At 64.1% G+C, this 23001-nt stretch carries 19 protein-coding genes; 10 read left to right on the top strand and 9 right to left on the bottom strand.

The genetic code is table 11. The features are described from left to right. The first annotated feature begins 97 nt into the window (after positions 1–97). Entirely contained in the window at positions 98–1186 is a 1089-nt protein-coding gene (locus Q0379_RS06800; RefSeq protein WP_299006092.1) for a hypothetical protein, read from the top strand. A 126-nt stretch (positions 1187–1312) separates the two neighbouring features. On the opposite strand, the gene Q0379_RS06795 is transcribed toward Q0379_RS06800, so the two are convergent. The 6 genes from Q0379_RS06795 to Q0379_RS06770 all read right to left on the bottom strand — a co-directional run bounded on the left by Q0379_RS06795 (position 1313) and on the right by Q0379_RS06770 (position 6578). Next, on the bottom strand, positions 1313–1858 hold the full coding sequence (locus Q0379_RS06795; protein ID WP_299006090.1) for a Pycsar system effector family protein: 546 nt from the start codon (positions 1856–1858) through the stop codon (positions 1313–1315). Positions 1859–1861: 3 nt separating this feature from the next. Beyond that, the gene (locus tag Q0379_RS06790) at positions 1862–2773 is read right to left on the bottom strand and encodes a TIR domain-containing protein (protein ID WP_299006087.1); all 912 of its coding nucleotides are present in this window, start codon (positions 2771–2773) and stop codon (positions 1862–1864) included. An 11-nt stretch (positions 2774–2784) separates the two neighbouring features. Then, complete coding sequence (locus Q0379_RS06785) at positions 2785–3591, bottom strand: E2 domain-associated cysteine-rich protein (protein WP_299006085.1); 807 nt, start codon at positions 3589–3591, stop codon at positions 2785–2787. Further along, positions 3575–5095, bottom strand: a complete 1521-nt coding sequence (locus tag Q0379_RS06780) for an adenylate/guanylate cyclase domain-containing protein (RefSeq protein WP_299006082.1) — start codon at positions 5093–5095, stop codon at positions 3575–3577. The genes Q0379_RS06785 and Q0379_RS06780 overlap by 17 nt, the downstream gene beginning before the upstream one ends. A gap of 653 nt (positions 5096–5748) precedes the next feature. Then, positions 5749–6054 carry a hypothetical protein gene (locus Q0379_RS06775; protein WP_299006080.1) on the bottom strand — a complete coding sequence of 102 codons (306 nt, stop codon included), beginning with the start codon at positions 6052–6054 and terminating at the stop codon, positions 5749–5751. Further along, complete coding sequence (locus Q0379_RS06770; protein ID WP_299006077.1) at positions 6051–6578, bottom strand: hypothetical protein; 528 nt, start codon at positions 6576–6578, stop codon at positions 6051–6053. The genes Q0379_RS06775 and Q0379_RS06770 overlap by 4 nt, the downstream gene beginning before the upstream one ends. 139 nt (positions 6579–6717) lie before the next feature. On the opposite strand from Q0379_RS06770, the gene Q0379_RS06765 reads away from it, so the two are divergent. Further along, positions 6718–7863 carry a hypothetical protein gene (locus Q0379_RS06765; protein WP_299006074.1) on the top strand — a complete coding sequence of 382 codons (1146 nt, stop codon included), beginning with the start codon at positions 6718–6720 and terminating at the stop codon, positions 7861–7863. Between the two features lie 111 nt (positions 7864–7974). Here the strand turns inward: Q0379_RS06765 and Q0379_RS06760 are convergent, their stop codons facing one another. Next, positions 7975–8988 carry a hypothetical protein gene (locus Q0379_RS06760; RefSeq protein ID WP_299006071.1) on the bottom strand — a complete coding sequence of 338 codons (1014 nt, stop codon included), beginning with the start codon at positions 8986–8988 and terminating at the stop codon, positions 7975–7977. Between the two features lie 345 nt (positions 8989–9333). Between Q0379_RS06760 and Q0379_RS06755 the strand changes: the two genes are divergently transcribed. From Q0379_RS06755 to Q0379_RS06725, 7 genes are all read left to right on the top strand, one after another. Further along, a complete protein-coding gene (locus tag Q0379_RS06755; protein ID WP_299006068.1) occupies positions 9334–10479 on the top strand; it encodes a hypothetical protein in 1146 nt (381 codons plus the stop codon). 45 nt (positions 10480–10524) lie between these two features. Beyond that, complete coding sequence (locus tag Q0379_RS06750) at positions 10525–11091, top strand: RES family NAD+ phosphorylase (RefSeq protein ID WP_299006065.1); 567 nt, start codon at positions 10525–10527, stop codon at positions 11089–11091. A 162-nt stretch (positions 11092–11253) separates the two neighbouring features. After that, positions 11254–11763: a sigma-70 family RNA polymerase sigma factor gene (locus Q0379_RS06745; protein WP_299006062.1), complete on the top strand. Its 510-nt coding sequence runs from the start codon at positions 11254–11256 to the stop codon at positions 11761–11763. Next, entirely contained in the window at positions 11760–12809 is a 1050-nt protein-coding gene (locus Q0379_RS06740) for a FecR domain-containing protein (protein WP_299006059.1), read from the top strand. The genes Q0379_RS06745 and Q0379_RS06740 overlap by 4 nt, the downstream gene beginning before the upstream one ends. A gap of 157 nt (positions 12810–12966) precedes the next feature. Beyond that, positions 12967–15054, top strand: coding sequence for a TonB-dependent receptor (locus Q0379_RS06735; RefSeq protein ID WP_299006056.1), 2088 nt, complete (start codon positions 12967–12969; stop codon positions 15052–15054). Between the two features lie 44 nt (positions 15055–15098). Next, positions 15099–17213 (top strand): prolyl oligopeptidase family serine peptidase, encoded by a 2115-nt coding sequence (locus tag Q0379_RS06730; protein ID WP_299006053.1) that lies wholly within the window; start codon positions 15099–15101, stop codon positions 17211–17213. Positions 17214–17393: 180 nt separating this feature from the next. Then, complete coding sequence (locus Q0379_RS06725; RefSeq protein WP_299006048.1) at positions 17394–19754, top strand: TonB-dependent receptor; 2361 nt, start codon at positions 17394–17396, stop codon at positions 19752–19754. A gap of 17 nt (positions 19755–19771) precedes the next feature. On the opposite strand, the gene Q0379_RS06720 is transcribed toward Q0379_RS06725, so the two are convergent. Then, a complete protein-coding gene (locus Q0379_RS06720; RefSeq protein ID WP_299006045.1) occupies positions 19772–20008 on the bottom strand; it encodes a hypothetical protein in 237 nt (78 codons plus the stop codon). Further along, complete coding sequence (locus tag Q0379_RS06715; protein WP_299006042.1) at positions 20008–20661, bottom strand: TetR/AcrR family transcriptional regulator; 654 nt, start codon at positions 20659–20661, stop codon at positions 20008–20010. The genes Q0379_RS06720 and Q0379_RS06715 overlap by 1 nt, the downstream gene beginning before the upstream one ends. 198 nt (positions 20662–20859) lie before the next feature. On the opposite strand from Q0379_RS06715, the gene Q0379_RS06710 reads away from it, so the two are divergent. Next, positions 20860–22992, top strand: a complete 2133-nt coding sequence (locus Q0379_RS06710; protein WP_299006039.1) for a TonB-dependent receptor — start codon at positions 20860–20862, stop codon at positions 22990–22992. Positions 22993–23001: the final 9 nt, after the last annotated feature.

Below are 23001 nucleotides of genomic sequence, written 5' to 3'. Positions count from 1 at the left end.
CCGCAAAACGAGAAAATTCTAGCTCAAACCGGTCCAGTTTTTCAGGAGCAGGTCAGTCAAGGAGCAGTTGAGGAGCTCGCCCCAACACATCAAGAAGATGCTGGCGCTTAGCTTCAAATTTTCGGTCATCGACGCGTCCTTTAATATCCACGTCAATGGAAGCCTCGTGGGTGAGGATGATCTTAAGGACCTCGCTCAAGCGACCGAATTCTTGTGGCTGGTGAATGGCTACGACGATAAATACATTGGCGCGCTTACGAAGCTAAAGCGCGCGCCCGTACCGGTTACGACAAGGCTGAACGTCAAAGGCTTCGCTGCCACCGTCACGATACCAAGGAATCTAAAAATAACCGGGACCGAAGAGAGAGCAACGATCGATCTATTCGTCAACGGACGCCTGAGGGAAAAGAATATTCTGCGCCATATACCTACGCAAAAGATCGTCGAAAACTACCTATACGGGCAACTTCATTTCGATATTTTGGACCGTGAAGGCGTCGATCCATTTACCAGTAGCCGCGAGGGCGTCGTCGAGGATGACGCGCAATTCAAGGCGCTGATGAAATTCCTCGATGAGGATCTGGTCCCCATGATCATCGACCAGTGGGATCAATTCCGTCTCGAGCGCGGCCTAGAGGGTGACGACGAAAATCCGCGAAAGACGAAGAGGCAGCGAAAGGCACGCGATCTCTACAACCTGACAGCTGAAGACTATTCGCCTGAAGAGGGCGACACGGGAAAGGATGCGGTCGCAGAATGGATCGGCGAACTACGAGGGGATGCCGAGTTCAACCTCCAAGCCTATGTCGATTGCTTTCTCTCGGAGAACCTCGCGAGGAAATACATCACCTATCGCGGCCAGAAGCTGACGCAGCCTATCGAGAACATCGCAAAGCAATGGCGTGGGCGAGAAGAGATCGGCAAGGCCGCCGCGAACATCAGCTTCGACCTTCGTAAATCAGAGGAAGATATCGATTATCTAAGCATGGATGAACTCGCCCAAACCATCGAGGGAGGCAAAATCAACAACGGCCCCTCTCTTTGGCGAGACGCTGTCTCCTATAAACCCGCTCGAAACGCCGTGGGACATACGGGCTTGTTGAACCAAGTCGCAAAAAATCACCTGAGCATGACCTACGAGAACATCAAGGCGCGCATCAGAAATCTCTTAAAGACAGTTCAGTAGGCATAGATGCCGGTCAGGCCCACAGCGGGAGGGCCGGTTCGCGACGTCCAAGCGGGGGAAGGGAAACCCCAGTTTGCTTGTGGCGCGACCCATCCCGCCAGTTCAAGGACCTCGAAGGCTCGCGCCTCAAGTGCTGGTCAGGAACTTACCCGCGCGCAGGGCCGCGGCGAGTAGAAGTAGGAGCCAAGGGAACAGCGCCACGACCATGAGCTTCAAGGCCAGCTGCGTCTCGTCGTATTTGATCCTCAGGATTTTGCTGTTGCGCCAGATCTGACAGCTCAGATCTTCTAGCAGGGCATCCTCACTCGTGGTCGTCAAAGCCTGATGATAGTTGCGCCAAGTGTCTAGGGCGATGTCGCGGAAATAGATCAGCGACATCCGCTCGCCCGGCGCCAGATGGGGAAAGAATACATAACCCAGTCGCCAGAGCGCCAAGAAGAGGGCGATAGCCGCGACGATACCCGCCAAGCCACGCGGGCTGGTCATGTCCCGAACCGGAAAGTTCAGGGCCATCAAGCCCAGCATCGACACGTTCAGCGCCAGCAGGAACGAGGCCTTGCCGTCGATGCGCGGGTAGAAGCCCATTAACCGGTCGAGCTGGGTGGTGGCGAAGGCGCGCGCGTCCGCTGGGCTAAGGCGCGCAGGGGCAGGGAGGGCGGCGACTGTCGTCATGGTTCAGCCCACCGCCAGGCCAAGTTCGAGGATGTGTTCGCGTAAACGATTGCAAGCAGGCCCCATCGAGGCGGCCGGAGCCTGCGGATCGAACCGGTAGGGAATGGTGGTTACCCCGGCCAGATCCGACGGCAACTGTACCTTCTCCTCGCGCGGCTCCATCAGGATGGCGCGGGCGCGACCCAGGCGGCCCATGAACAGGCCCAGTTCGAAGATGACGTTGTCGCGTGGCTTAGGCCATAAGCTCTTGCGGCTGCGCACCGTGTCGTCGGGATGGGCGATGGCCACGGCGAAATCGGACTTGTCGATCTCGTCCTCCAGGCTCTGGAGGGTATAGTTCGCGACCTTGAACACTCCGTCGGTCCAGACGATCACATTGAAGTCGTCATATTCGAAGGCCGATTGCACCGCGCGCGCGACCTTCAGCGCCTCCACCGACGAGATGATGAAGACCCGTGGCTTCTGGCGCGGGACACCGGTGACGGCGTTGCGCTGCAAGAGCCTCCTCGCCAGCTCCTTGGCGATGGCGCGGTAGATTTCGGGGTGCTTGCCGGCTAGGGCGGCGAACAACGGCTCCTCCAGGCGAAAGGCCACGACGGTTTCGGTGGCGCGCACCGTCGCCGAGCGACCCTGGGCCGGCTGGATGGCGGCCATCTCCCCGACGTGATCGCCAGCGGCGCGGCGATTGACGGTCTTGCCGTTGACGATGACGTCGCACGCACCCGCGATCAGGATGTAGACCTGATTGTCATGTGCGCCCTGCTGGATCAGCGTCTCGCCAGGCGAAAACCCCTGCAGCACGGCCTGATCGGCGATCGCCTCGGCCAGGATCTGGTCGCCTTTCGCCAGCTTGCTCTCCAGTGCCGCCTCGACCCGCAGCCTGCGGGCCTCTGGGCCCTGATAACGTTCCAACATCTTCAACCTCTTCAGGCCGCCAAGGCGGCGGGCGGCGGCGGCGCGACCGTCTTGTTCATCGGGCAATCGGGCATGGATCCGCAGCACGTCTGCTGGCGCATCGCTTTCCAGAAGCGCTTTTCCGCCTCGTTCCAGTCCATCAGTGCCTGGACCAGGCCTGCGGCCATCGCCGCATGGTCGGCGCAGGCGTTAAGCGCCTTGCCCGAGCCGCAGACGCAACGCTGGCGCAGGGTGGCCACCCGGCCAGGTTTGACCCAGACCGAATAGAGCCGGCGCTCGCCTTCCCGCAGGGTGACGAAGGCCGGCGCATTGCCACGGCGGCGGACCTGCAGCCGCCGCCGACCCAGCGCTTCCACGAAGTGGTGGCCCAAGGCTTCGGCGCAGCGCTCGGCGCGGGCCTGGTGCACGGCGGCCGAGCCGTGAGCCCATTCCACCGTCGTGGGCCAGCGGCCCAGCCGCGCAGCCGTCTCCTGCAGGGCCAGGAACTTCAGCACCTTGCGCCACCACAAGACCACGCCCTCGTCATCCTCGATGCGCTGCGGATCGGTCTCAGAATAGCCGAGGCAGAAGCCGCCCCCCGGATTGATGTGGCGGTCCGGGCAGAAGGCGGGAAGCCGCTCGGGCGTGTGTTCCCGCACCAGAACATCACCCCGTGTCACTTCGACGTGCAGGTGATAGGGCGTGACCTTGCCGCTGCTGCGCCGCAGTTGAACGAGAACCAGCAGCGCGCGGCCCTGATGGCTCAGGACGCGTGCGCCGTGGATCCCGGCCTGCTGGGCGATCAGTTCGGCGATGCGGCCATCAGATGAGGCGGACATACGGCTTGACCACGGTCTCGGCTGCCTTGGCCACCGCCGGGGAGGCCACGGCGAACCCGGCGCTGCGAGCGGCCTTGGCCACTTCGTCGCCGCTCTCGGCCAAAGCGTCGACGGCCGTGTCGTAGTCCAGATCGGCCATCTTACGCGACGTGCCAAAGAGATCGCGCACCGCCCGGCTGCCGGCGTCGTAGGCGGCCTGGCCGATGGCGGTCTCGCGGTCGCCACATCGACACTGCTCGGCCTCGGCGCTGCGCACGCCACGGCTGACCGCGCAGCGGACACGGTCGCCTTTCAGGCCCAGGCGCGTGATGGTCATCGGGCCGAAGTCCAGGCCGATCTGCAGGCCCAGGCTCGAGGCGTCGATGCCTTCCTTGTCCAGCATCTCGATCGCCAGGTCGAAGCTGCTGCGCAGCGCGCCCGCGCACAGAACTGCCGTGGAGACGCTCTCCTCGTCGTCGGTGGTCTTGGCCGTGCCCTCCAGCGACATGCCGTGCAGGCAGTCGCCGATGAAGCGGATCTTGGCGCCTTCGAAATCGGACGTCAGTACGCGGTCCATCTCGGCGCGCAGCACGTGCAGGACCCGCACGACGTCCTCGGCGTTGTCGTCGATATTGTCGGCGACGTACTGGGTGAAGTTGTCCAGGTCGGCATAGGTCGACACGCCCTCGAACCGCTTGGAGTTGCCCGGGGTGAGGACGGGAATGTCGAGGTTCTTCAGCGGCGGGGTGGGGCGGGAGAACTCGAACGACCCGATCGGGTTGTCGGCCAGATCCTTGCGCCAGTCCTCGACGATGCTCTCGGCCGTCACCTCCAGAGCCGCCGCGTCCTGGCTGGCCTTGATCTCGTCCTTGGTCAGGCGCGTGGTCTTCGGGGTGTCGACCTCGTCCAGGCCGATGGCCTTACGCGCCTCGTTGGTCAGGTAGATGCCCGTGGCAGCACCCGCGCCCGAGAGCTTGGCGGCGTGGTTGGCCGGCGCGCCCAGGAACAGCGGCTCGCGATAGCCGCTGCGGCCGTTGTTGACGGCCAGGGCCTTGCCCGTGTCGATGCCCACCCGCAGCTTGGCGTCAGGGATGTGCTGGTCGCTATCGCCGGTCTGGGCCAGGACGTCGATCATCAGCTGGGCCAGGGCCACGGCGCGATGCACGCGCTTGGCCTCGCTGTCATAAGGCTTGGCGATCAGGGCGTGGAGCCGCTGGTTGTGGAAATCCACGCGCTTGGCGTCGGCGCCGACGATGGCGCGGTGGGCGGCGCGGTAGTGAAGGTTCAAGAAGCGCAGCGTGCGCTTGTGGCACATCTCGCCTTCTTCCTTGGTCACCGCCAGCATGTCGTCGAGATTGACGATGTCGGCGTAGAGGTGGACGCCGTCCACCCGGTAGGCCTTGTTCGTCGGAATGTTTTCGAGCGAGGTCTCGCGCGTGTAGTTGACGACGGTGACCGTCTCGACGTCCTTGATCTTCTTTTTTAAGTGATCGCGGGCGCGATCTTCCTTCCAGATTTTCGCCATGACGGCCTCCATATAAGGACCCGTTCATGCGGCGAGGGCTCGCTCACCTCCGCGAAAACGACAGTTGTGAACAACTGTCGCCGCGTCTAATGATGCCAACGCCGATGAAAGAGTCGGACACGGGAGAGGCTCGACCGCCCGACCTGCCAGTTGATTGGCCGGCCTCTCCCACCACGACATTCAGTCGGTTACGCTTCAAAACAATCTGTATGCGACGTGGGTCCGTGAGGAACCAAGGTCGCTAAATTTTCACGGAAAGCTGTAGCCCCAGCACGCCGTTATCGCACCTTGTAGGCGGATTCGTGGGCGAATAGGAAGAGGGCGTTAAGCCTATTTTAATTTCATGAGTCGGGCATGCCCTACAAGATGTAGTGTGTCGCCTTGATCGACCCGCGACCTACGGCACGTCAGCGCTCAACTCTCCCACCTCCAAGCTGGCGTCCCGCGCCACAGCCAATCCTTACGAGTCTGCCCGGCGACGATCGCACCCACTCCAGCGATCACGCCTTTTGCTCATCATGAGCATATATGGGCTACGCCTACCTGTTGCAACGGCGCTGTGAAGAGAAATCGGCGCTTTTCCAAAGAGACTTATCCGGCGACGGCCGTCAGGGGCGCTGCCGCGGCGCCCTGCGGTCAGGCCGCTCATGGATCTAAAGGCACCCCATCCAGTCGCTCACCCGCCGCCCGGTACGCAAGATATGTTCGGCTTCGCGCGCATCTAGGCCGAGCGCGGTCAGTCGGTAGCCGATCTGGGATCCGCGCTGACGCCAGACGGGGCCAGGATCGCCGCTCTCGACAAGTCCGAGTTCCATCAAGCGATCAACCGTCTTGGGACCGATGCCCGGGCGCTTGGCCAGAGGCTCGAAGAGGGTCCCGCTGTCGGTCAGCTTGCCAAGCGCCGTCCACTGCTGGCCGGTAAGCTGTAGGTCCGCGAGCGCGGAAGCGGGCGCGCTCATCGGCTGACCGCTGTGCGCACGAACACAGCCTGCGAGGCGCTGAGGCCGCAGTCGACCGCCAGCCTAAAAACCTGATCGCGGGCGTCATGAACGTTCAGGCCATGATCGCGGACGAGTTTGCGTGCCAACTTGCCCAACGGCGCCAGGTCCCCGGAAGTGATCGGGGCCATGCGCTCGGCGGCCTGGCCAAACTCAGTCTTGAAGCGCGCTGGCAGGTCTGCCCCGTGCAGGAAATAGTGGAGATAGGGCAGGAAGTGGACGTGCTGATAGATGGCCTCGCCGGTGCGGCCGTTGTTCTCGAAGATCTGCTGGTTGGATCTTCCGTAGCCGCCCGGATTGAACTCGGGATCGGCGAACACCCGCCAGCGCTGGTCAGGGATGGCGCCGCGTTCGCGCAGCGCCTGGGTTAGCGCCGCTACCGCCTGACCATTGGCGTCGACATCGCGGGGCGACAGATCTTCAAGGTCAAAGACGATGCCGTCGACAAGCGCCTGTTCCTGCGGCGTAAGGGCGATCTGGGTCATGCTTGAGTTGTATCCGAGGCGGCTTGGCGCGGCAAAGTCTACTGCTTGGTGCGTCAAAATCGGTCGTGATGGGGCCGCGATGACTTGCGTCGGACCTGTGCCTGTCTTCAACTGGGCTCAAGCTTGAGGGTAGGGCGGATTGACCTTTCAACCACAGCAACTGCTGATCGTCGGCGCGGGCTTTTCCGCCAATGCCGGCCTGCCGCTGGCCAGCCAGTTCACGGCCCAGCTTCTCGACGTAGAGAGGCTTGTCTCGGACGGACCCAGCAACGGTCAGGTGCGATTCTTGAAGGCGTTTGTCGACAAGATCTTCGGAGAAGGCGCCGAACGCTCGGCCGACCAGTGGCCCGAGATGGAAGACATCCTCACCCTGGTGGATCTCTCGGCCAACACCGGTCATCACCTTGGTCCTGAGTTCTCGCCTTCGCAATTGCGGGTCGTTCGGCGCGCCATCATCGTGCGCATGATCCGCATGTTGGGCCAGGCCTATCGGCGTCGTCAGAAAAATCCCGACGACGATTGGGCCAAATTGGAGACGCTGTTCGGGGCCTTCGATCTGGAGAAGACCGCTGTGCTAAGCATGAACTGGGACACGGTCTTCGAGCAGGGCGTTGCCCGGACCCAGCTGGCTCGGCGCGTCGACTACGGTTTCGAGGCGACGGCTTGCGAGGTCTCCAAGGGCAAGCTTGCCCGTCGACGCTTGGCCGATGGGCCGCGTCTCAATATCCTAAAGCCCCACGGCTCGGCCAATTGGCTCTATTGTGACGCCTGCCGAGAAACGTTCTGGCTGCCGCCCTCGGAACATGAGGTCATCGCCAAGACGCTGTTTCGAGATCGGGACTGGGAAGCGATTTCCCCCTTTACCCGCTTGAAGACCAAGCCAGGGGTCCTGGAATTGGCCTGCCCGCACTGCGAGGCTAACGCCCTGGGGACACGGTTCGCTACGTTCAGCTATCGCAAGGCCCTGGATTTTCCCATGGACGCGGGAAGTTGGCGGGCCGCCGAAGCTTATCTGAAGCGCTCGTCGGACTGGGTGTTCTTTGGTTATTCGATGCCGGCGGCGGACTTCGAGTTCAAGCATCTACTCAAGCGGGTGCAGTTAAGTGAGAAGTACCGGCCCGATATCACCGTCATCACCGGCGGGACCGGCGCCGACGAGACCATCTCCCGGTTCGAGCGGTTCTTCGGTGATGTCTCGGGCGAACGCACCTATTTCCGTAAGGGACTCAACGACAAGGCGCTGGCACATCTTCGCAAGATCGGCGTCCTCAAAGCGGTGCCATGAACTGGAGGGGGAACCTAGGCGGCTGTTATCAAAAGCTGAACGTCCAGTTTCTGGAGGCGCGCCAAGGTCCGGTCATGGCGCCACGCGGCCCGGCCTGGCCGCTGCGCGCGATCAGAACCAGATCCGCCAGGCCAGTCCATACTCTTCGTCCGGGCGAAGCTCGACCTTGAAAGTCCGGCAGCCGTCTTCCAGCAGGCGGTGTAGCGGCCCGAATACGGTAAGATCGGTCCACTCGAGACGGCTTTCGTAAAGGTCATCAAGGGTGAGGGCCAATCTGTCAAACCAGTCCGATAGACCAAGCTTTTCAAGAAGCGCTCGGTGCGCGGAGCCGGCTTCGAGCGGCTCGACCTCTTCGCCGCGGGCGTGACCGATCACGTAGCCGGCGAACTTCATCAGCTTCGAAACCTGCTCAATGATCGCCATCGCCGCATCGTCGTTGGCCGTTCCAGAAAAGGGGCCGGCAAGACGACGGGCCGCGGTGATCTTTTCCAGTGCTTGGCGTAACGAGCCTTCGAACAGCTCCCGCAAACCCTCCAAGACGTCCTGCCCCCATGAGGCGCTGACGCGGGAAGCGAAGTACTCGCTCCAAGCTGAGTGGCTGTATCTATAGAGTTCGAAGGCGTAACGATCTTTGTAGGGCTTCACCATCGCCGCGCCGAAGCGGTCATGGTCTAGAGTATGCTCCGCGACGTGACCCAACTCGTGCATGAAAGTATGCACCGATAAGGCGCGAAGGCCCGGATCGTCGCTGAGTAGGCCGCCGGCCAATCCCGCCTGCAACACGACGTGGGTCCTCATCCGACCGTCCTTGACGATGCCGAGCGCCATCGCAAGGCCAGTCCCGAAGCTCTCCGTCGTCGGGGTGATCCTCTCCTTGGCATCCGCACCACGATCAAGCGCATTGAGCGCCTCATGGTAGTCCGTAGCCACCGTGACGCCATCAAGACCCTTCAAGGAAAAGAGCCTGCTCATCAAGTCCGCGAGCGGCTGCATCACGCTGACTAGCGCGTTCCGAACGCCTTCTTGGTCAATGCCCCGGAAGGTGTAGGAGAACGGCGGCAGGGTGGAGGGGTTCTTCTCTAGGAAGGCTTCGAATTCTGCGTCGGTCAGCTCGTCTTCGCTCATCAGGCTAAGCTAGACGCTGCTATGGGCGAAACAAGGCCGCCAATCGACCTTGTCGACGTCTGAACGTCCAGCTTCTAGAGGCGAATCAACGGCAGTTTATTGCGCTGCACCGGCTGAAGCCGGAGACTCCGGTCCGCCGGGGAGGGGGCCTTTGTGGGAATTGGATCTTGAGCTTCCCAACCGGCATTCGCCCAGGAGGCCTGAACCTCGTTAACGCACGCCACGGAACTTAGTGAGAACGATTTCACTTTCTAACTAGCTGGCGGTTGATGGTTGTCAAAATTAGGCCCATATCAACTCCGTACTATCAACCTGGCTTCTTGGTGACGCTAGGATTCAAAGATGATGAGCAGCCTCGACACCCTGAACGAGATGGATCCTGCAACCCGGGCCTTTGCCGAGGTGCGGGCTCGCGAGGCTGGAATGAGCCTCGTCGAATGGCTAGGGCATTTGGTTCATGAGCATGCGGCGCCGACGGCGCCACGCCGTTACTACGGCGGTGGGTTGCCCGTCTGGACGGTAGATCGTGGTCCGTCGCTGCCAATGTCGACGAGCGTCCGGCCATTGCTCGGCTACGACGTCGATATCGAGCACTACGTTCCGATCCTGAAATACCCCGGAATCGAGCCGTCCAATCTCCATCGCCTGTCCATCGAGATGCATGAGGCGGCGCGCTCTGCGCTTCAAGTGATCGCGGTGTTTCCCCCGAGGATCAGTCATGCGGCGATACTTTTGAGCGCTGCGTTTGCGGAGTCGGACGAGCAGATCCGGTTGCCGGCGCACCGCCCGAGCATCCGCTACAAGGCCTCGAGCCGCTGGTATCATACGCTGATCGACACATGCCTACATCGATCGCGGGAGGTGCGAAACGCCCTGATGCACGAGTGGACGCCGAGCGGCCGGGCAGAGCTCCTATGGAGCGATGCGTTTTCGACGCTTTGCGATCTGACACCGGCCCGCCAGGAGCTATTGATGCTCTGGCATCACGATCGAGGCCGGGCGTCGGCTGAACTCGCAAAGCATCTCGATGTCGCGACCCAGCAGTTCGAGCTGTCGGCCAATCTCCTGGCCGAAGTCGATGCGAGTGAGACGGAGCCGACCGCAGAGCAGCGCTTTATGCAACTGCGCGAGACCCTTCTCGAACGAGCCGGGGGGGGGGTATCCCTGACGGAAGGAGCAAAGCTCCTTAACATTTCACGCCAGGCGCTTCACAAGCGGATCAAGGCAGGCACAGCGCTTGGCATGATGCATGGCGACGAACTCGTTCTGCCGCGACTGCAATGGGTCCAGAAGGGAGAGGAGGTCCTGTTTCTTCCCGGATTGGCGGACGTGGTGCGGCAGTTTGAGAGCGCAGGTGGATGGTCAGCGCTGCAGTTCCTCCTTGATCATGATCCCAATCTCGCCCAGCCGCCGATCCAGGCGCTGCGGGAGGGCTCACCTGAGAAGGTAGTTGCGGCCGCGCGCGCGTATCTCGGCTTGGATGAGGACTGATCCTTGCCGGGGGGAGGGTCTCCATCGCGGTTTGCGAGCGGTCTCTTGCCGCTCGAGATCCCGAAAGGGACAGAGATCGTTCGCGTCCATTGGCAGAACAAAGGCTCGATCTTCTTCGGGCCGAAGCTTGGTCTAGCGCCCGGCAATCGCTTCGATGCACCCGCCGGTGAATATCGTACGCTCTATGCGGCCATCGAACTGCCGGGAGCCTATGTGGAGACTGTGCTGCGCCGACCGGGGCGGGTAATACGGCGATCGGAGGCCGACGGGCGGGCCGCCACGCGGTTGCAGATCCAGCGCCCCCTTCGCCTGGCAAAGATCTTTGACGAAGGGCTGCATTGGCACGGCGTCCACGCTGGCGAGATTAGTGTCGACGACTACGGACCCAGCCGTCAGCTCGCGCTCGATCTCTTTGAGGCGTTCCCGGAGATCGATGGCCTGGCCTACAGGTCGCGTTTCGACAATGGTCAGGTCTGCTACGCGCTCTACGATCGTTTGAGCGATACCGATTTGGCTCCAACGGGCCGGCTTGATTTCGATAAGCATCCGTCGGTCGTCGACGACCTAATGAAGCTCTACGGGGCGTCGTTCGACACCAGTCCACTGCCGTAGCCGCCTCGGGATCGAGGACACGCTGTCCGACGCGATGGTGTCGGCGTGTCTAAAATTGCCCATCCGTTCGAGGGCCTCGCCGATATTGTCGTTGTACGGGCTGTGAAAGCCGCCGCCTCGTGCGTCTTTAGGGGGACGGGGCGAAGAGTGTGGACGAAGACGATGCGGCCGAAGGGCGCGGATGCACTGGAAAGGCTTCACCGGGACCATCGTCCCGCGCTGATGGCGTTCTTTCTCCGCCGGGTGCAAAACTACGCCGAGGCCGAGGATTTGACCCAGGAGGTGTTCATACGCCTCGCGGAAATTGATCCGGGGCGGATGCGGCAAGCAGACGCCTACGTCTTCCAGACGGCCGCGAATCTTTTGCGTGACCGCGCGCGTCGCCAGCAGGTTCGCCGTGAATACGCAGCAGGCGCGCGGCTGGTGGAAGGGGCGGGCGTCAATCCGTTCGATCCGCATCGCGTCGCGGCCGGCCGCGAGTCACTGGCTCTGCTGAAGCAGGGCCTGTCGGAGTTGCCGGAGCGGACCCGGGAAATCTTCCTCCTCTTTCGCTACGAACAGATCGATCGCCGTACGATCGCCGAGAGCTTTGGGATCAGCGCCAGCGCCGTGGACAAGCATATCTATCGGGCCATGGCCAAGCTCATCGCCAAGACGGGAGACGACGCATGAGCCAAGAATCCTTTCCGTCCGCCGCCGCGAGCCGCGAAGAGCAGGCGGGAGAATGGTGTGTCCGGCTCTCCGAAGGCTCGCTTGATGTGCAGGCGCAAGCCGCGTTCGAGCATTGGCGCACCGCGGATCCGGCGAACACGGTCGCCCTGGATCGGGCCCTGCGCGTTTGGAGCGGGTTGCAGGAAATCGGCAACGAGCCGGAGGTCATCGCCCAGCGCGCCGCGGCCCTCGAGGCGATGCGTCGCGCCAATCAAGAACGATGGGGCAAGCGCCCATCTCGCCGTTGGGCTCACCCCCTGGCCCTAGCCGCCAGCCTGATCGCTGTGATTATGATCGGGGCGACGTGGCTCGCCATGCGCCCACAGGTCTATACCTCGGCGGTTGGCGAGCGCCGAGTGGTCCAACTCGCCGATGGCTCGCGCTTGTCGCTGGACGCCGACAGCTGGGTGAGCGTCGATCTGCGTGACCAAAGTCGTATCCTCAAGCTTCTGAAGGGCCGGGCGAAGTTCGACGTCGCCCACGATCCCCAACGGCCCTTCGCCGTGGAGGCGGCCGGGCGCACCGCGATCGCGACGGGAACGGCGTTCAGCGTCGAGGTCGTGAACCGGCGACTGCAAGTGATCGTCTATCAAGGCAGCGTCGTGGTGGCGCCGGGGCAGGCGCGTGATCGCCGCGACCTGCTGGCGACCAAGGCTCGGCCCGGATCCGGGACGACTTCCCTGTCGCCGGGGCAGCAACTGTCGGCGAGCGAGGATGGAGGCGGGCCGACGCGCGTCTCGAGCGCCGATGCGGCGCGCTCGCTCGTCTGGGAGACGGGCCAGCTCGATTTTGTCGATGAACCGCTTGAGGCGGCCGTGACGCGAATGAACCGCTACAGCGCCAAGAAGCTCGTCATCGGTGATGAAGCGGCAAGAAGCCTGCCAATCAATGGCGTCTTCAACGCTGGGGACTCCGCCGCTTTTGTTGAGGCGATCGTCGCGGCCTATCCAATTCGCACCGAACGCTCGGGGACCGGGGAAACCGTCCTGCGCTCGGCCGGTTCGTGATCAACCTCGAGAAACGGATCATGACGAATCCATGAAATTTCGCGGCGGGAACAGGTGAGAGTCGGACCGCCCGCCGCGTCTTATCCCCAGCCGCCAGCTTTGGTCGGCCGCGAAGGGGGAATTCATGGACACGCAGAGAGCTTGCCGTCGGCGACTGATGGCTTCCGCCGCAACCTTGATGGCCTGGGGGCTTGTGGTTCCCCTCGCGGGCTACGGCTCGGACGCCTTGGCCGCGGAGACGGCCCGTGCGCCCACGACGATCGAAGAGGTCGTGGTTACCGCGCGTAAGCGGGAGGAAAAACTCCTCGACGTGCCGATCGCGATTTCGGCGTTCTCGGGCGAGGTCCTGGACGCCCAGGGCGTCAAGAACCTCGGGGATTTCTTGCAGACCGCGCCGGGCGTGGGCCTCTACGACATCGGCAACGGCGCGCAGCGGATCACGATCCGGGGGATCTCGACGTCGTTGGGGGCCAACGAGAACGGCTTCTATCTCGACGAGCTGCCGTTCACCGGGGTGACGGTGCCGATCAGCCCGGACGTGCGGGCCTGGGACCTGGAGCGGGTGGAGGTGCTGCGCGGGCCGCAGGGCACCTTGTTTGGCGAAGGCTCGATGGGCGGCACGGTGCGGGTGCTGACCCGCAACCCCGACCTACAGGACTGGGAGGCCAAGGCCGACAGCCTGGTCTCGACCACCGACGGGGGACGGACCAATACCGGACTGAAAGCGGCGGTGAACCTGCCGCTGGTCGATGGCAAGCTGGGCTTGCGCCTGGCCGGCACGCACGAGGACTATTCGGGCTGGATCGACGATCGGGCCACCGGGCGCAGCAATCTCAATGAGCAGAACATCGACACCTTCCGGGCCAAGCTGCGGTTTAAGCCCACCGAGCGCCTGACGCTGGACGCCAGCTACTGGTACTACAAGGGCGACTTCCCCAACGGCGGCTCGACCGCCACGGACGATGGGCAATTGTCCCAATCGGTCGTGTTGTCCAATACGCTGAAGTATGAGCTCGTCGGTCTGAGCGGTCGCTACGACCTGGGCGGGGCGGAGCTGTTCTATGGCTACTCGCACAACGCCTTCGACCTGCCCCAGTCCGGTTCGCTATTTGGCGGGACGCTGAGCTCGACGATCGGGATCAAGGTCGACGCCCACGAACTTCGGCTGGCTTCGACCGGGCATGGGCCGCTGCAGTGGACGGTGGGGGCCTACCAGCGCACCTCCGAGCGGCAGGACGTCTTCAAGTTTCCCCTGTTTGGCCTCGACAATCTCGATCAGACCCATAGCAAGGCCCAGGCGGTGTTCGGGGAGGCGACCTATACCCTGCCGGGCGCGCCGATCGATCTGACCGCGGGCTTGCGCTACTTCCGCGACGAACTGGGCGGCCAGGAGGCCAACGCCGGGGTGGTGACGCCGGACGCCGGCGACACCTACCACAGCCTCAACCCGCGCTTCAGCCTGGCCTGGCGGACGCGATCCAACCTCAACCTCTATGTCAGCGCCGCCAAGGGCTTCCGCTCGGGCCAGCTGCAACCGACCGTGTCGCTAGGCCTAGCCGGCCCGCTGGGGATCAGTCTGCCAGCGGCGCTGGGTCAGGATTCCATCTGGACCTACGAGGCCGGCGCCAAGGCCGAGTTCCTTGAGCGGCGAGTGTCGCTCGAGGCGGCGGTCTATCACAGCCGCTGGAAGGACGTGACCGTCCGCGTTCCGCTGGGCGCCACCGGCTTCAATGGCCTGATCAACTCCAAGGGCACCCAGACCAACGGGATCGAGGCGAGCCTCACCGCGCGGCCGACCTCGACCCTGACCCTGAGCGCCGGGGCCAGCTATGCCGATGGGACCTACACCGGTTCGGTGCCCGGCACCGGCATCACCGACGGGGCCACGGTGGACGACATCGCCAAGTTCACCGCCAACGCCGCGGTCGACTATCGCCGGCCGATCAGCGACCAGGCGACCCTGCTGGCCCGACTGGCCTGGCAGCACAACTCGCCGCGGGGCTTTGCCTCCTTCGCTGCCTACCTGCCCAGCGACGCCATCGACCGCGTCGACGCCCGGCTCGGTGTGGCCTTCCCCAAGGTGACCGTCAGCCTGTTCGCCGACAACCTCACCAATGAAGGCGGCGCCACCAACTTCCGCGCGGTTCAACCCCTGGCCTCCGGCGCCCTCGATATCACCGCCAATCGCCTGCGGCCCCGCACCATCGGCCTGCAGGCCAGCGTCGCCTTGGGAAGCGGACGATGAGGGCTCGCGCCAGGGAAGATCGACCCATATTTAGGAGATCGCTGTTGAAGACGTTCATTCCGATGGTCAGTCTGGTCGCGGGTCTGGCGGGTGCGGCCCACGCCCAGGACGCTTATCAGTGGCTGGAACCGCCCCAGGATGCGCGCGCGCTGACCTGGGCCATGGAGGAGACCAAGGTCTCCCAGGCCCAGATCGCGGCCATGCCGGAGCGGGCCGATATTGAAGCCGAGTTGAAGCGCTTGCTGGCCGCGGCCGAACCGCCGCCGCAATATCAGCTCTATGGCCCGATCATGTTGCGCTTCCAACGATCGGTCGCCCATCCGCACGGCGTGCTGTCCGTCGCGCGCCGTGGCGCGAACGGCGCGCCAGGCGCGTGGCGTGCGGTGCTCGATGTCGATGTGCTGCGCAAAGCCGAAGGCAAGGCCTACGAGCTGCAATTTGGCGCGACGAGTATTCAGTGCGTTGGCCCTGACTTCGAGCGCTGCATACTGCGTCTGTCGCCGCAGGGCGGCGACGAGGTCGAGCTGCGTGAGTTCGATCTGAAGGCCGGCGTCTTCGTGAAGGACGGTTTTCGTACGCCCGCCAGTCGTAGTTTCGTGGCCTGGTTGGACAAGGATCGGCTGCTGATCGAGCACACGGTCGGTGACGCGCCGGCGCTGCCGACGGGCTGGCCCGCCAGCGTCGCGATCTGGACGCGGGGCGCGCCGCTGTCGGCGGCCAAGGTTGTCTATCGCGCGCAGCCCACCGACGCCCTGATGTCGATCGGCGCGACCGGTGATGGGCCCAGCCGCGTCGGCGTGATCGTACGGGCGCTGGACTACTCGACCATGGAGCATCTGGTCGTTCGGCCCGACGGTGCGGTCGAGCCAACCTCGGTGCCCAGGAAGATCAAGATGGGACTGGGCGCCTTCGCCGGGGGGCGCGTCTTCGCGCAACTCGGCGAGCCCGCCTCCGTCAATGGCAAGACCTTGCCGGCCGAGAGCGTGGTCGCCTACGATCTGCGCGCCGAGATCCCGGTCGATCGCCGGCTCAGCCTTGTTTACACGCCGGCTGAGGGTGACTTCATCGCCGATCCTTACGGCGGTATGGCGCCGGGCCAGAGCCAACTGCGAATGATCGTTTCCCGCCGCGGCGTGCAAAGGATCGTCACGGCCAAGCCATCAGGCGAGGGCTGGACGGTTCAGGATAACCCTCCCGAGCCTGTCGGCGTCGCCATTAGCTTCGTCGCCGTCGATCCCTCCAGCGACGCGGCGATCGCCCAGCGTGGCGGCTATATCACGCCCAATCGTCTTGACCTGATCACCGGCGCGATCGCGCAGGGGACCACGCTGTTCTCCGAGCCGTCCGCCATCGACCCCCAGCGGTTGGTGGTGGAGCTGAAGACCGCCAAGTCCAAGGATGGGACCGAGATCGATTATTATCTCGTCCGACCGAAGACACCCGGCAAGCCCGGTGCGACGCCCGTGCTGATGACCGGTTACGGGGCTTTCGGCATCACCTTGTCGCCCGACTATCTGGGGCCGACCGTCGGCGGCAAGGCCATGGCGCTGTGGCTAAATCGCGGCGGGGCGTTGGTCATGCCGATGATCCGTGGCGGCGGCGAGCGCGGCGAGGCCTGGCACCAGGCGGCGATCCGCGAGAAGCGTCAGAACAGCTACGACGATTTCGCCGCCGTGACCGAGGATCTGATCGCCAGCGGGTTGACCAGCCCGCGTCACATCGGGGTCTTCGGCTCCTCCAATGGGGGTCTCCTGGCGGCCGTGATGGGGGTCCAGCGTCCTGATCTTTACGGTGCGATCGTTAGCGACGTGCCGTTGACCGATCTGGTGCGCATGCCCTTCATGGGAATGGGCGCGGCCTGGACCAATGAGTACGGTGACGCCAAGGACCCAACCCTGCGCGCGGCGATCGAGCGCTATTCTCCCTATCAGAACATCGTGGCAGGCCGCCGCTATCCGCCCTTCCTGGTGAGCGTGGCGACCTCGGATAATCGGGTCGGCCCTGGCCATGCCCGCAAGCTCGCCGCCAAGCTGAAGGCGGCCGGCTCGCCGGTCTACTACCTGGAAGATCAGGAGGGGGGGCATGGCGTCAGCGATCCTCTGAGCCGGCCTGAATTGATGGCTGATCGCATGACCTTTTTGATCAACGCCCTGCGCTAGCCACTCGAGGATAAGAAGAAGAAAAGGTGGGCACAGCTAAGGCCGCCGTTGGCTCGCAGCCAACGGCGGCCATCTTTTTGGGCCGGGACCTATCGACGCGATTTCGTTCGAAAGCGCGATGTTGCTAAGGTCTCCACCGAGGTGTCCGGGGTTGGAATCGTGGTCGGCGCGATACACGCAATGGGATGGACCCGCGCCGTCCTGATCGGCGTGGCCCTGCAATGGGCGCCTTTGGCGGCAAGGGCGGAGACGCGCGTGTTCGCCATGCCCGCCCAACCTCTCGACACGGCTTTGCGCGCCTTCGCCAGGACCACGCAGCGGCAAATCGTCTTCCGCAGCGATCTTGTTCAAGGGCGCTTGGCCGAGCCCCTGGCCGGCCGGTTGGCGGTCGAGGACGCCTTGCGCCGCCTGCTTGCGCCCAGCGGCCTGGTTTTCACGGTGACGCCGGCCGGCGCCTATGTCGTCTCCCCGTCGCCGGGGCCAACGGCCGCTATTTCCGTCGACCTGAGCGGCGCGTGGGTCGCTCAACCGATCGACATTTCCGTCAGCGAGGTCGTGGTCACCGCCCGCAAGCGCGAGGAGCGCGCTCTGGAGGTGCCTATCGCCATCTCAGCATTCGCCGGGCCTGACCTCGAGACCCAGGGCGCGAAGAACCTCGGCGACTTCCTGCAGGCCGCGCCGGGCGTGGGTGTCTATGATCTTGGTAACGGCGCGCAGCGGATCACCATTCGGGGGATCTCCACATCCCTGGGGGCCAACGAGAACGGCTTCTATCTCGACGAGCTGCCGTTCACCGGGGTGACGGTGCCGATCAGCCCGGACGTGCGGGCCTGGGACCTGGAGCGGGTGGAGGTGCTGCGCGGGCCGCAGGGCACCTTGTTTGGCGAAGGCTCGATGGGCGGCACGGTGCGGGTGCTGACCCGCAACCCCGACCTGCAGGACTGGGAGGCCAAGGCCGACAGCCTGGTTTCGACGACCGAGGGCGGAGGGACCAACACCGGGTTGAAGGCGACAGCCAACCTACCGCTGATCGACGGCAAGCTGTCGCTGCGCCTAGCCGGCACGCACGAGGACTATTCCGGTTGGATCGATGATCGAGCCACGGGGCGGCGCGACCTCAACACCCAGGACATCGACACCTTCCGCGCCAAGCTTAGGTTTAAGCCCACCGACCATCTGATGCTGGACGCCAGCTACTGGTACTACAAGGGCGACTTCGCGGGCGGCGGCTCCAACGCCACCGACGATGGCCAGATCTCGCAGTCGATCGTGCTGGCCAACACGCTGAAGTACGAACTGGCGGGCTTGAGCGCCCGCTACGACCTGGGCCGGGCCGAGCTGTTCTACGGCTATTCGCACAACGCCTTCGACCTGCCCCAGTCCGGTTCGCTGTTTGGCGGGACGCTGAGTTCGACGATCGGGATCAGGGTCGACGCTCACGAGCTTCGGCTGGCCTCGACGGGGCAGGGGGCGCTGCAGTGGACGCTGGGCGCCTATCAGCGCACCTCCGAGCGCCAGGACGCCTTCATGCTCTCGCTGTTTGGCCTCGACAATCGCGACCAGACCCATAGCAAGGCCCAGGCGGTGTTCGGGGAGGCGACCTACACCCTTCCGGACGCGCCGATCGACCTGACGGCGGGCTTGCGCTACTTCCGCGACGAACTGGGCGGCCAGGAGACCAATGCCGGGGTGGTGACGCCCGACGCCGGCCACACCTATCACAGCCTCAACCCGCGCTTCAGCCTGGCCTGGCGGCCGCGATCCAACCTCAACCTCTATGTCAGCGCCGCCAAGGGCTTCCGTTCAGGCCAACTGCAGCCGACGATGCCGTCGGGTATCGCCAGACAACTTGGGGTCAACCTGCCGGCGGCGCTGGGTCAGGATTCCATCTGGACCTACGAGGCCGGGGCCAAGGCCGAGTTCCTCGAGCGGCGAGTGTCGCTCGAGGCGGCGGTCTATCACAGCCGCTGGAAGGACGTGACCGTCCGCGTTCCGCTGGGCGCCACCGGCTTCAATGGCCTGATCAACTCCAAGGGCACCCAGACCAACGGGATCGAGGCGAGCCTCACCGCGCGGCCGACCTCGACCCTGACCCTGAGCGCCGGGACCAGCTACGCCGACGCCACATACACCGGTTCGGTGGCGGGCACCGGCATCACCGACGGCGCGCCGGTCGACGACATCGCCAAGTTCACGGCCAACGCCGCCGTCGATTACCGGCGCCCGATCAGCGCCCAGGCGACCCTGCTGGCCCGACTGGCCTGGCAGCACAACTCGCCGCGCCGCTTCACCTCTTTCGCCGCCTACCTGCCCAGCGACGCCATCGACCACGTCGACGCCCGGCTCGGTGTGGCCTTCCCCAAGGTGGCCCTCAGCCTGTTCGCCGACAACCTCACCAACGAGGGCGGCGCCACCAGCTTCCGATCGGTGCAGGCGCTGGCCGCCGGCAGGCTCGACGTCATCGCCAACCGCCTGCGGCCCCGCACCATCGGACTGCAGGCCCGCGTCGCCCTGGATGCGCTCTTCGGCCGCCGCCGCTGAACGGACCGTTTCGCCACCTAGGCCTTGCCCAGCGTATTGAGCAGACGCTCGCAACGGTCCTTCAGAACGCTTGGAGAAGGGTGTGTCTCAAGCCACACGCCCAAGGCGGTGATGTCCCGCTCTTCATCGACCGTCCAGCCCTGCGCTCTGGCCAAGGTTCGAAACAGCTCCTTGGCGCGCGCCAGGGGAAGCGGCGCGCCCGACAACGAGCGGCAGAGCTTCCGTGCGCTCGCAATGGCTTCGGCGCGATCCATCATTGGCTCTTGGCCATCGCAGGCTTGGGGGGTGTCGACGCCGCCGCAACGGAACGGTCCGGCGGGGCGGAATGTTCGGCGTCTTCCGACCCGTTCATGCGGCCAGCCGTCAGCGCCAGGCCCGTGCGCAAGGCCTGCAGGACGCCGTCGCTGGCGAGATCGCGGTCCGAAGCCAGTTGATACTCGGATCCGGCCCCGAGTTGCATGTGAAGCTCGACCGTCATCTCCAAGCCGAGCGGTAGACTGATCTCGCCCAACTGATGCAGCCGGCGCAGGCTTTTGGCGATCGATTCCCGGTAGAGGTGATAAATCGCGCTCAGGCCGGGGGGATTATGGTCCATCTGGGTGAGTTCAGCGACGAACTGCAGGGACAGGCGGAACCGCCGGCTGTCGCGGCCGCCCTTCTGAAAGCCGATATTGAATCCCCCGACGTACTCGTCCCAAGTCTCGGCGGGCGGCGCGGCCTCACGTTCGACATGGTCCAGCGCACAAGCCGCGACGATGGCTTCTTCCGTCGTCTTGAAGTGGGTGTAGAGCGCGCCGATCGAAATGCCGGCGGCCTTGCAGATGTCGCGCAAGGACGTCTTGTAGACGCCCTTTTCCAGCAGCACCTCCAACGCCGCGCGCGCGATCGCCTCGCGCTGGGCGTCCATGTAGCGCTGGTCTCTTTTTGGCATGTCCGCTGATTGCCCAAAATTTTTGCACCGTGCGCTCGCCTATTCAAGAAAAGCGATCACTTGCTCACGATAGCCGATCGCGCGCCCGGTGACAGCGCCGACGGTGAAAAAATATCTTGCCATAAATAAAAAGCGATCGCACGCTCCTTTTTGAGAGTTGGGAGGATGCTCATCATGAAAAGATCTCGCGTTTGCGGTTTGCTTTGCGCTGTATCGGCCCTGGCCATCTCGGCTCAGGCCCACGCTCAAGCCGGCGGGGCCGTCGACGACACACGACTGGCTGAAATCGTGGTGACCGCGCAAAAGCGCGAGCAGGCTCTGCACGATGTGCCGCTGTCGATCTCGGCCATCGGCCAGGAAGAGCTGGTGCGGCGTGGCGCCTCGACGATCAATGACCTGCAGTACGGCGTGCCGGGCCTATCGATCACCGAATTCGCGCCGGGGCAGCAGCGTGTCCAGATGCGGGGCGTGTCGGTCTATAACGGCCTGCCGACCATCGGCGTCTATCTCGATGAGATGCCGCTGAACACCGAGAACAACCAGTCTGGCCAGGACGTGCGCCTGCTGGACATCCGGCGCGTCGAGGTTCTCCGCGGTCCCCAGGGCACGCTTTATGGTCAGGGGGCGGTCGGAGGAACCCTGCGCTACATTACCAACGATGTCGACCTGCAGAGCGCGGGGGGCTCGGCGAGCGCCGAGCTGGGCGCCGTCAGCGGTGGCGGGACGGACTGGAAAGCCGACGGCGTGGTCAATGCGCCGCTCGTCAACGATCGGCTCGGGGTGCGGTTGGCGGGCGGCTATCAGCGGTTCGGCGGCTTTATCGACAACCCTCGACTGGGCGAGACCAACGTCAACGCCGGGCACGCCCTGACCGTGCGGGGCAAGGTCGCGATGAAGTTCAGTGACGACTTCAAGCTGACCGTCATGGCCCAGCACCAGGAACTGAAGCTGGGCGCGCAGAACCTTGCCGACGGCGATCAAGCCGTATTCGACGCCTTGCCGACGCCTGTCCGCTCGCAGGCGACCCTGCTGAGCGCGACCGCCACCTATGATCTGGGCTTTGCGCAGTTGCTGAGCGCCAGTGGTTTCATCGACCGCCGCGACGATCTCGTCCAGGACCTGACCGCCACCTTCACGCCCTTCCTGCCATTCTTGGGTGTTCCGGCCGGGGCGGTGCGAAGCATCGGCTTGAGCGCGAGGAGCAACAGCCAGATTTTCACGCAGGAAGTGCGGCTGGCCTCGCAAGGCGACGGCGCGTTCGGTTGGACGGTCGGCGGCTTCTATCGCAACTCGCAGAGCGACGGCGTCGGCGGATCCTTGGTGACCCCCAACGTCATTCCGCCAGGCGTGACCCTGTACGCGTTCAAAGGCACGTCTCCGTCCAACTCCCGCTCCTGGGCCGTGTTCGGCGAGGCTAGCTATGCGATCGCGCCGACCCTCACCGCCCTTGTCGGGCTTCGCTATTTCGAGGATCGGCGCGTCCAGGACACCACCTCGACGATCTTCAACGCTCCGGCGGTCGACAGAGGACGTGAGACGTTCACGGCCCTGAGCCCACGGTTCAACCTGGCTTGGCAGCCGAACGCGCAATGGAGCCTCTACGCCAACGTCGCCAAGGGGTTCCGCAGCGGCGGCTTCAATCTCACCTCTTCGGGCGCGGGTCTTGGAACCGTGCCGCCGACCTATGATCCGGACAAGATCTGGACCTATGAAGCGGGTGGCAAGTTCCGATCCAGCGGCGGCGCGGTGGCCGGCGAGCTGGCCGTCTACCGCAACGTCTGGGACGGTGTGCAGACCACGACCAACATCCCCGGCTTGCCGACCAACTTTACCACCAACGGCGGCAAGGTCGCCGGTTGGGGCGTCGACGGATCGTTCAGCTACACGCCCGTTCGCGCCCTGACCTTCAGCCTCAGCGGTGGCTGGAACAACATGGAATACAAGAGCCGCTCGGTAGAGCACCTGGAGGGCGATCGCGCCGACTATGTGCCGCGCTTCACCGGGTCGGCCTCGGCCGAATACCGGTTCGACGTGGCGACCCTGCCAAGCTACCTGCGGGTCGACTACCAGTACGCCGATCGTTTCCAGGTCTTCATGCGCAACTTCCAGGCGACCCCGGCGCGCTCCGACATCCAGAAGATCCTCAACGCCCGCCTAGGCGTGCAAGCCAAGGGCTGGACCGGCTCGATCTTCGCCAGGAACATCCTCAATCGAGACAGCGTCATCTACCCGGCCTTCGCCGCCCTGATCTATCCGGCTCGCCTGCAGCCGCGCGTCATCGGCGCGGCGATCAGCGTCAACTTCTGATCCTAGAGT

The organism is uncultured Caulobacter sp. (assembly GCF_937900395.1).
In the GTDB taxonomy this organism is placed as follows: domain Bacteria; phylum Pseudomonadota; class Alphaproteobacteria; order Caulobacterales; family Caulobacteraceae; genus Caulobacter.
The sequence above is the reverse complement of the archived record's forward strand: the minus strand, read 5'-3'. Positions and strand labels throughout refer to the sequence as shown.

Bases quoted from the DNA above. Each gene is read 5' to 3' on its own strand.
- Q0379_RS06800 (WP_299006092.1), top strand. From the start codon at position 98: ATGCTGGCGCTTAGCTTCAAATTTTCGGTCATCGACGCGTCCTTTAAT.
- Q0379_RS06735 (WP_299006056.1), top strand. From the start codon at position 12,967: ATGGCTTCCGCCGCAACCTTGATGGCCTGGGGGCTTGTGGTTCCCCTC.
- Q0379_RS06755 (WP_299006068.1), top strand. From the start codon at position 9,334: ATGAGCAGCCTCGACACCCTGAACGAGATGGATCCTGCAACCCGGGCC.
- Q0379_RS06760 (WP_299006071.1), bottom strand. From the start codon at position 8,988: ATGAGCGAAGACGAGCTGACCGACGCAGAATTCGAAGCCTTCCTAGAG.
- Q0379_RS06775 (WP_299006080.1), bottom strand. From the start codon at position 6,054: ATGAGCGCGCCCGCTTCCGCGCTCGCGGACCTACAGCTTACCGGCCAG.
- Q0379_RS06785 (WP_299006085.1), bottom strand. From the start codon at position 3,591: ATGTCCGCCTCATCTGATGGCCGCATCGCCGAACTGATCGCCCAGCAG.
- Q0379_RS06780 (WP_299006082.1), bottom strand. From the start codon at position 5,095: ATGGCGAAAATCTGGAAGGAAGATCGCGCCCGCGATCACTTAAAAAAG.
- Q0379_RS06795 (WP_299006090.1), bottom strand. From the start codon at position 1,858: ATGACGACAGTCGCCGCCCTCCCTGCCCCTGCGCGCCTTAGCCCAGCG.
- Q0379_RS06710 (WP_299006039.1), top strand. From the start codon at position 20,860: ATGAAAAGATCTCGCGTTTGCGGTTTGCTTTGCGCTGTATCGGCCCTG.
- Q0379_RS06740 (WP_299006059.1), top strand. From the start codon at position 11,760: ATGAGCCAAGAATCCTTTCCGTCCGCCGCCGCGAGCCGCGAAGAGCAG.
- Q0379_RS06770 (WP_299006077.1), bottom strand. From the start codon at position 6,578: ATGACCCAGATCGCCCTTACGCCGCAGGAACAGGCGCTTGTCGACGGC.
- Q0379_RS06715 (WP_299006042.1), bottom strand. From the start codon at position 20,661: ATGGACGCCCAGCGCGAGGCGATCGCGCGCGCGGCGTTGGAGGTGCTG.
- Q0379_RS06720 (WP_299006045.1), bottom strand. From the start codon at position 20,008: ATGGATCGCGCCGAAGCCATTGCGAGCGCACGGAAGCTCTGCCGCTCG.
- Q0379_RS06725 (WP_299006048.1), top strand. From the start codon at position 17,394: ATGGGATGGACCCGCGCCGTCCTGATCGGCGTGGCCCTGCAATGGGCG.
- Q0379_RS06745 (WP_299006062.1), top strand. From the start codon at position 11,254: ATGCGGCCGAAGGGCGCGGATGCACTGGAAAGGCTTCACCGGGACCAT.
- Q0379_RS06790 (WP_299006087.1), bottom strand. From the start codon at position 2,773: ATGTTGGAACGTTATCAGGGCCCAGAGGCCCGCAGGCTGCGGGTCGAG.